Here is a 6615-nt window from a genome sequence, read left to right as displayed (position 1 = left end):
TCAGTGTCACCATGCTGAAGATGCCTGTTTTCCGGGCCTGTTCGGATATTCGGCTAAATAAAAGAAGTGAACCATATTTTGTGTATTTTGCGGTAAAAGCAAAGTTGAGGCTTTAAAAAAGCTACATATAAATTGTCATGCACGCCCCCTGATCATGATCCCTCCACATTACTTCAGTAAATGAATCTCCGGGCAAAAGAATGAACGTGGAAGAGTAGACGATTGATCCATCATTTGCGCTGTTTGAATTCCTGGTTACGAGTTCACCATTAACATAGATTTCCAAGTTATTTTCATGGCTGGATGATTCCCCGCCAGCATATTCGATCAACCAAGGCCTGCCTGTATTATTCTGATGCGGGAAGTCCATATAGCTGAAATTACTTGATTCACATTGATGATAATACAACAGAGAGAACGCAGTTGATGACACCCACATTCCTGTGACACAGGTGAGAGTATTGCCATACTTGTCTTTTGCTATATCGCCATTATTAGCAGTAAACCTAGCTGCATCGTTGCTCGCGCTATAATAATTTAACGCATTGGGGGAGATCATGCCGTCGCTCTCATTGCAGGGCGCTCCAGCTACGGCTGTTAAAGTAGGCCTAAGAACTTGTCCTTGAACATACGCCGCAGCTTCAAGCGACCCTGCAGGTCCATTCATGGCGATATTTATGGAACTTGGACTATTCCCCGCGGCGAATGTACCTCCAGACGACACAAAGTCGTACCCATGAAGGCCACCTTGCAACGTCCCCGGATATGCATTGGGGTCCATATTCCTAACCCCGACATTCCCGGTAAACTTTGCGCTCTCAAGAATAGATTCACCCGACGGGTGCAAATAGTAATTTGAATTGTCAGTATCCAAAACATATCGGGTGGTGGCGTTGCCATCCAAATAGGACATCGCATCCACCGCTAAGGGTGCCCCTTTTATGTGTAATTGTGAGGTCTGACTGCCGTTTCTGACAACACTGTCGCCAGTCACCACAAGACCTGGAGCACGATCAGACCAAGTAATAGGACTACCATTTATCAGGTTCAGCCCGGTTTCTGCGGTAATTTCCCCCACCAGTCGAGATCCGCCATCAACCTGAAAATTATTACCAGGCCCAGTTACGTGCAGACCAGCTCCCGATACAGATCCGTTGAAAGCAAGCCAATCACCGTTCTTGTAAAACCCTCCAGCACCCGGACTGACTGTTACACCGCATCCTTCAAGGTCCGGTTGCTGTGTGCAAACGCCAAGAGAGTTGGCCACATACACCTTCGTATCGCTCGGATCCGTCCAGTTGTGACCAATCAACTGGCTTCCTACCGCAACATTCGAATTGGCACCTGTCGAAGGATTTCGACCATTGATTTCCCCGGTTGAATCAAGACGGTTCCCTGTCATGTCTATATTCGTATGCATCGTGTTCCCCTCGTGAACACCGATGTCATTTCGATACAGAAAATCGGCCAGACCTCCGTTGATCGTAAACTGGCCCGAAGCGGCAATATGTCCAGGCTGAGGCGTGCCGTAATCCCCGCCAAGATTATCTACCGGATAGGACCAGCCACCATCTACCCCGCTTACAGTTCCAGACGGCCTGTTAGGTGTTGCGCTATTGAAGTAGCCACCTCCGGCGGCTGAGAGTTTTTGCCCAATCCGACTGATATCTCCATCTCGGATCGTGTTGCCACCAACTGTATAGACCATCATGTCGTAGCCAGATGGATTATTGGCATCTGGCCAGATCGTCATTACCGAGTGCTGGTTATACGAGTTCGTATCCACAAACCCATCAGGCATGTAGCCTTGGCCCTGGAGGCTCTCCGCTGGAGCAGTTTCATTCTCGCTTTGGCGACCGGCCGGCAACTGATAGACGCCACCAGCATCACCGACCAATGTTTCAAGTTTAGCGGCATTATCCTTGACCCAGTTCTGGGCTGCGACATAAACCTCTTGCATCTGATCAGCCGCAGATGCGTCTTTCATCTTTCTCACCTGGATATTAGCCATATCGGCCAACACAGGCGTCATCAGAGCCATCACGAGGATCGCACCACTCACCTGAAGCGGTGTATACCCTCGTTCATCTCTGCGTACGGTTTCCCTTTTTTCTAGAAAAAACGCACGAAGCATCATTCCGAATTTAGCTTTAGTTCTGAGGATTGGGGAAACACGGAACAAAACCAGAATCCTTAATGATTAGTGCTCAAGCCAAATTTGCCGATGGTGAAAGCGTGTAAGTTTATCTCTACTACAAAAAGATAGCCTCAATTTCTGCAAATTGAAGGCAATATAATATGCGAACATTTCATATATATTAACGAAACACTACATGAATATTTCAAAAAAAATGCTCAGTTTTCAATCATCTAAACTGTAATTTTAATCTACTGATATATGCCTAAAGCAGATATTAAAGGCACATTCCACCTGAAAGGCTTAAAAAGTGTTCTCCAAATCTAAATCCCCAAAAGTGGCGCAGATCGGGAAGGACATTAAGCCCAATATCTATGAAGAACCCAATCATTATGACGGTCTTACAGACTATAGTGGAGCACAAATAGATAGTCTTCCAGATAAATTCATGACTAGAGGCGCACTAGACTTATGCGGCTGCTCAAATCTGAAAGAACTCCCCTCTGGTCTAAATATTGGATCATGGCTTGATGCCTCCTGGACAGGCATAACAAGCATTCCAGATGATGCTAAAATTCGCTCAGATATAATTTGTCGAGGATGTGATCGACTAATAAGTCTTCCCACGGATTTTAAAGTAGGTGGAAGTTTGGATTTAACTGGTTGTGAGAATTTAACCAAAACTCCAAATAATATGGTTATTGAGGGCAATCTCGAAATGACGGGGTGCGTAAAACTAGCCTTTATTGGGCGATGCCTGCGTGTTGGTTGCTCAATAAATCTTTCAGATTGCAAGTCTATAAAACACCTCCCTAAGGACATCTACCTAGGTAATAATCTGATTTTACGCGGCTGCGAGAAACTGGAGGAAATACCTGAACACCTTTGTGTAAACGGTGACCTTGACCTCACAGATTGCATATCAATCAAATATCTACCTGACAGCATTACAGTAGGAGGGGTAATTTTGCTTTCAGGATGTGAAGGAATATCCCTGTCACGGGAATTATATCAAGGAATGAAAGGTAGATTTATCCTTCCAAACTCATTTAGCCTTTACTAAGTTATTTAAAACAGAGCGTTAAAGTATTGCGGGGTAAGAATGTCCACTTCTATCATTGATGATATCTGCGTAAGAATGGCTGGAAGCGATCTATTGTTCTTACTACCTCCGACAAATCTACCAAAAAACAAGCCTATTACCTGGCATTACAATGCTAAAGATCAAAATCTCTATCTTTTTCAAGATGGGAGATGCTTTGCCAAAACACTTATCGATATGGAAGACAAAGAAGAAGCAGAGTCGATTTTTGCAAAATCAAAATCGGTCAGAGTGGTTGAGGTCAGCGAGAACGGTGATCTTGATGAATTTATCGACGTGTCAATGGCCCCTCAAATCCCCAATTAAATCAATAAATCAAACATTTCCTCAATATGAAAGTAGGTTAGACCACGGTTATTTTAGTATTGCGAAAACCCGAACCATCTTCCTTGCATGAACTTGGGTTACTTTAACACCTTAATGAACACAATTTCACAGTGGGTGGGAGGCTCTTATGAGCAAAGTCCGTGAAAAATCTTTTTCTGAGACCCTTGATGAACAAATCTTTTCTCGGACTGAAGCCGTAACCGAACGTCTCCAAGGGGCCATCTCTTCTGTTGGCACCCTCGAACCATTTGCAAATGAAGCGAAATCAGAGCCCGTTGGAAAACAGGGCAATGAGAGATTCAAGTCATTCCAGACGGGAATGTTCGAAATTAAAAGCGCAATATCCACTGGACTAAGGGAAGGAGTGTACAATGCCTTCTCGAATGCATCTGTTAATGTGCATTCATCAATAGATATCCCAGATAAAAAACTCGCTGCTGATCTAGCAGCTATTTCCGCACAATCTTTCGCAGCAAACTTCGCAAGAGCTCTTAACACTCCTGAATCTCGCGAGGTTCAGGAATACCTGAGAAAACAGAATGAAGAGCGAAATAATGCAGCGCGCCTAGAGAGGGAAGAAAACAAAGCCAAACGTGGAACATTCTCTGCCAGGCTAGACAAGGCATTTGCCAAAGCGGCTGAACGCCAAAAGTATTTCAAACCCTATTCCTCCCAGAAGCCGGTGCGAACCAATTTTAAAACTGAAGCAGCAAAAATGAGAAGATGGGCGCGCAATGCATCTATGGCTGCCGTCATGAATTCTCAGTTAATGGCTCAGGCTGCTACGCAGAAAATAGCTTCAATCGGAAAATTCTTTTCAAAAGCATCAAAAGGAATTGCTACTGGGGCAACCAAGGCCGCAAAATCACTATCAGTAAGCAGGGCATTAAAAGTTGGTAGTTTGGTCGCTGCTGGTGCTGCAATCATTTCAATTGCCCCACACATGGTTGATGCCCTTCCCCATGCAGCGCACGTAGCTGGCTCCCTCGCAAATGATCCCAATGTGCTGGCCACTGGTCAACACGCTCATGCTGCCGCCATAGCTTCACATGATGCAATGCAGCAACATGCGGCGATGGCTTCCAAAGCAATAGCCAAATCGAGCCATTCCCTCGCAACATCAGGTATGGGCGGATTGATGACCAGCGGTCATCAGCACCTCCACACTGCCTCACATGTCGTGCATAAAGCTGCTCAATTGCATCAGACAGCAGCTCAGCATGCCATTTCCGTGGTATCTGCGGATGATTTAAACGCTAGGGAATTGCAGGCGCTCAATCATAATGCTCATGCCCTTAATGCACTTCATGATCCTAGACCTGCCATCCATGAACACCTTCAGACACTTGCGCCACAATCCCCCGCCAATATCCAATCAGGGGTATCTCCTTCTAACCCTCTTGCAAAAGAGGTATATCAGCACCTTAAAGCTGGCCCAGACGCCAAACTCCATGTTCCTCTCACCAATCAAATCGGGAATGCAGCAAAAAGCACCCTAATAGATCAGCCTGTAAGCTACGCAAAAGGCGTCGCTGCGGGAGTGAGAGACATGTTTAACAGCATAAGTGGACAACACGCCCCGCAACCCATCGCGATGGAAGTGACTGGGCCGCAATATCATTATGATATTTCCCACACATGATTACCCAGGCACTCTCCTGAGACGAACAGGAGAGTGCTTTTAGCTTTTAGCGGTACATCATCTGTAGACGACCATCTGTCTCCTTCTCGAAATCGGTTCCTGCGATGACATTCAGGATATCTTCGTCATAACCTCCATAAGCCAGCATGAATCCAGTAGTAGCAGCGCATATTTCCTGAAACTGATGCTCAAAGCCGACTGTGCTTGCAGAATGCTCTCCGGTACAAGATGACATCGTTGTTTTTCGCATCCATGCAAGATGCTTGAAGTTCTTGGGTGATAAGGCGAAAGCATCTGTTCTATCGTCAGGCGTGTTACCCATATTAAACAAGGAATCATCGCCAGGACCGGTAACAACCATAAGGGGGGATCCTAATTTATCCCACGATGAGATGGTCAGTCCCATTACACCGTGCCCTTGTGGCGTTAGAATAAGTCCACCATAATATCTAGGATCCGCAAGACTTAAATGGTCACTGCTGGCTGGCCCTGATTGAGCTGTCGCCCCCAAAATTATCTGAGCGGCGAATGCACCCAGAGAGTGACCGGCTATAAGAGGCCTATCTACAATAATATCTAAACCAGTAACTTGCTGGAGTAGTGGTATGACATCGATCACACGCTTCAAAGCACTAGGCCGTTCGAGCCAATACTTTAATGGTATATCAACGCCATCATCCCCTTTCACCAACTCCCCAGTAAGATAATCAGGCCAGTGGAATTGAGGTCTCCGAGAATTAGATGAAATCACGGACAAGATTTCTTCATCATTATGGAGAGGCGCCACAACGACAAAACCATGACTAGCCCAATGCTTAAATAAATCTGTGTAAGAGGAAGGCGATAGAAATTCAGCATGACTAAACACTATTAATCTTGCAGACCCCTTTTTTACCGGATGCCAAACATTCATATGCAAATCGCTCTGAGGGGAGAAAATTATGCTCTTCTCTGGAGCACCAAAATCACCTTCAGAGCTTAGCTTTGAGTAAGGCGTATTACCTTCTCCGTTGTTCACGTGCCGCAAAACAAAACGATCATCATCGGATAAATTAGATGGGATTGATGTGGATGGATCAGATTGAGCCAAAGCTCTAGAGTGAGGTAAAGTTAGACTACAACAAAGAGCACTTAAAAAACCTAAAGCCGAACGCCTTTTCATTTGAACTAACCTTACAACTTACAAGAAGAGCCAACCGACAAATCTTAAAAAAGATCAAGCCAAAATAATAGATTAAAATAGATTTATCTTTATATAATAAGGACTATTTTCGTCTTTTGGTGTTGATAAGGCCTTTTTGAAATGGGATAATACGTTGGTAAGGTTAAAGGATAAAATGTATATCTGTTTAATCCTTTTGAATGAGGTAAAATCATTTTTGGAGAGGTGATCACCATTAAAGTGGT

Annotated in this window: 5 protein-coding genes; 3 read left to right on the top strand and 2 right to left on the bottom strand. The window is 44.9% G+C overall.

Features of this window, described 5'->3' with window-relative positions:
- Positions 1-121: 121 nt before the first annotated feature.
- Positions 122-2182 (bottom strand): shufflon system plasmid conjugative transfer pilus tip adhesin PilV, encoded by a 2061-nt coding sequence (gene pilV / locus FCN51_RS02085; RefSeq protein WP_160255947.1) that lies wholly within the window; start codon positions 2180-2182, stop codon positions 122-124.
- Positions 2183-2447: 265 nt separating this feature from the next.
- Between pilV and FCN51_RS02080 the strand changes: the two genes are divergently transcribed.
- From FCN51_RS02080 to FCN51_RS02070, 3 genes are all read left to right on the top strand, one after another.
- Positions 2448-3200 carry a hypothetical protein gene (locus tag FCN51_RS02080; RefSeq protein ID WP_160255946.1) on the top strand — a complete coding sequence of 251 codons (753 nt, stop codon included), beginning with the start codon at positions 2448-2450 and terminating at the stop codon, positions 3198-3200.
- Positions 3201-3239: 39 nt separating this feature from the next.
- The gene (locus FCN51_RS02075; protein ID WP_160255945.1) at positions 3240-3545 is read left to right on the top strand and encodes a hypothetical protein; all 306 of its coding nucleotides are present in this window, start codon (positions 3240-3242) and stop codon (positions 3543-3545) included.
- Positions 3546-3693: 148 nt separating this feature from the next.
- On the top strand, positions 3694-5208 hold the full coding sequence (locus tag FCN51_RS02070) for a hypothetical protein (protein WP_160255944.1): 1515 nt from the start codon (positions 3694-3696) through the stop codon (positions 5206-5208).
- Between the two features lie 46 nt (positions 5209-5254).
- On the opposite strand, the gene FCN51_RS02065 is transcribed toward FCN51_RS02070, so the two are convergent.
- Complete coding sequence (locus FCN51_RS02065) at positions 5255-6370, bottom strand: alpha/beta hydrolase family protein (protein ID WP_160255943.1); 1116 nt, start codon at positions 6368-6370, stop codon at positions 5255-5257.
- Positions 6371-6615: the final 245 nt, after the last annotated feature.

This window comes from Acetobacter pasteurianus (genome assembly GCF_009914215.2).
GTDB lineage: Bacteria > Pseudomonadota > Alphaproteobacteria > Acetobacterales > Acetobacteraceae > Acetobacter > Acetobacter pasteurianus.
This window is presented reverse-complemented; position numbering and strand designations above follow the sequence as displayed.